Annotated in this window: 3 protein-coding genes; 1 reads left to right on the forward strand and 2 read right to left on the reverse strand. The window is 28.6% G+C overall.

Annotation, left to right across the window (positions count from 1 at the left end):
• Both L1S46_RS26135 and L1S46_RS26140 read right to left on the reverse strand, forming a co-directional pair.
• Positions 1 to 675 (reverse strand): short-chain-enoyl-CoA hydratase (locus tag L1S46_RS26135; RefSeq protein ID WP_238901430.1); only part of this gene is annotated, 675 nt, incomplete at its 3' end.
• 420 nt (positions 676 to 1095) lie between these two features.
• A complete protein-coding gene (locus L1S46_RS26140) occupies positions 1096 to 1455 on the reverse strand; it encodes a hypothetical protein (RefSeq protein ID WP_238901432.1) in 360 nt (119 codons plus the stop codon).
• A gap of 337 nt (positions 1456 to 1792) precedes the next feature.
• On the opposite strand from L1S46_RS26140, the gene L1S46_RS26480 reads away from it, so the two are divergent.
• Positions 1793 to 1924, forward strand: a complete 132-nt coding sequence (locus L1S46_RS26480; protein WP_272904586.1) for a hypothetical protein — start codon at positions 1793 to 1795, stop codon at positions 1922 to 1924.
• The last annotated feature ends 83 nt before the right edge of the window (positions 1925 to 2007 follow it).

Consider the following 2007-nt stretch of genomic DNA (forward strand, 5'->3'; position numbering starts at 1 on the left):
AGCTGCATCTATATCAACTTGCATTCCTCTGTCTATAGCATCTTTACAATATGCAACTGCTTTTGGAGCATTAACTGCAATTCTACTCGCCATTGCTTTTGCTTCATCCATTAAACTTTCTAATTCAACTACTTTATTAACTAAGCCTATTCTATAAGCTTCTTCTGCATTTATAAGATCACAAGTATATATTAATTCTTTAGCCTTTCCTGGTCCTACAATTCTAGCTAATCTTTGAGTTCCACCAAATCCTGGAGTAATTCCAAGACCCGCTTCTGGTTGCCCAAATTTAGCTTTTACTGAAGCTATTCTTATGTCACAAGACATAGCAAGTTCACATCCACCACCAAGAGCAAATCCTGATATAGCTGCAATAACTGGCTTATCCAATTTTTCTAATCTTCTGAAAACATTGTTTCCTAAAATTCCAAATTTTTTACCTTGTTCTTCATTAAGATCTTTCATTTCTGAAATATCCGCCCCAGCAACAAAAGATTTTTCACCAGCACCAGTAACGATAACTGTATACATATTGCTGTCTTTTTCTAAATCTCCTAAAACAGCGTCTAAATCCTTTAATGTTTCTGAATTTAATGCATTTAGTGCTTTGGGTCTATTGATTGTAACAATAGCTAGATGTCCTTCTTTTTCAAGAATCACATTTTTTAGTTCCATTTTAATGACCTCCTTCAAATTTGGTTATTTATTTTTTAAATTTAATTTTTAAGTATCTACCACCTTATCTATTAATGAAAACATATTTCACTATGCATATGGGAATACGAAATTGTTTACAAAAGTTTTTAAAAAAGATATCCTATTCTTAAATAGCAAATAGCATTGCACTAAAGATTGTGGAAAAATTAAGTTATATATATTAGTTCACTTACTACTCCCGTTAATTTTATTATTAGCAATAAGCATGCCAATCATATTTTTTCCATGAAACCTTATATATTGTGGTTTTCGTAATCAATTCCTAAATATATCAATTTTATTTATGTCTATATTTTGTACACCTTTAATTATATTTCTTAGAATGACTTCTTCTAAATTGAGTTTCCCAATTTTTTGAAGAGTTAATTTCCTACTTTCTTAACGAGATTTAGTATACAACTCGTTGTTCTTTATTTTTAATTCTTGTTCATATATCTTAATATCACAATCTGAATCCGAATATTCATTTAAAAACCTCATAATTCTACTGTTTTCATCTAACTTTAACAGCATACATATTGTATAAAAATATGCTATTGAAATAAATGCGCCAATCAATCTATTATTTCTAAATATAAAGAGAATGAGAATGATTGGTACTACATAAAGCAAGTTGCTTAATCTTAGTGCATACTTAAGTATTTTTGCTAAAAATATTTTATTCTTTAATTTTTTAATTTGCTGCTTATACTGTTTATTTTCTTCAACGTGTTTCAATAAGCGTTCCGTTTTATCCATAAATTCCCTCCTTGATAAATTTATTTATTTTCAAGTGTTACTTTTATTATTAGCAATAAGCATGCCAATCACTTCTTTTTTATGAAACCTTATATATTGCTGTTGTCGCAACTAAGTCCCTTAATATATCAATTGGATTTATGTCTATTTTTTTTACATGTCTTAACAATATACATATGTAAAAATGGAGATATCTTATCAAAAGATAAATTGGCTGAGGAGTTTAAGCCTTTAGTCATTAATATTTCTAATAGAATCTCTAATAAATAGCCATATATCTTTTAAGAATAAACATAAAAATACTTCTAATAAACTGCAAAAAAAGGATTTATAATTTATGGCTGGAAAAAGAGCCGCAAAGGTTCCTAAAAATGATTTTGAATATGATGAAGGTGAAGTGTGTGGTTTTTCTAGTGAAGCTCCTTTAACTGGTGACGATTCTCATAAAATAACTAAAAAAAGGCAATAAACCTTGATGATGAAGTGCACCCCAAATGTTAGACATATGATATAATCATATTTAATATTTGGAGGTGCATTTTTTCATGTGGA

This window comes from Clostridium sp. YIM B02500 (genome assembly GCF_022324665.1).
In the GTDB taxonomy this organism is placed as follows: domain Bacteria; phylum Bacillota; class Clostridia; order Clostridiales; family Clostridiaceae; genus Clostridium; species Clostridium beijerinckii.

Coding starts and splice junctions, on each gene's coding strand:
- L1S46_RS26140 (WP_238901432.1), bottom strand. CDS start 1,455: ATGGATAAAACGGAACGCTTATTGAAACACGTTGAAGAAAATAAACAG.
- L1S46_RS26480 (WP_272904586.1), top strand. CDS start 1,793: ATGGCTGGAAAAAGAGCCGCAAAGGTTCCTAAAAATGATTTTGAATAT.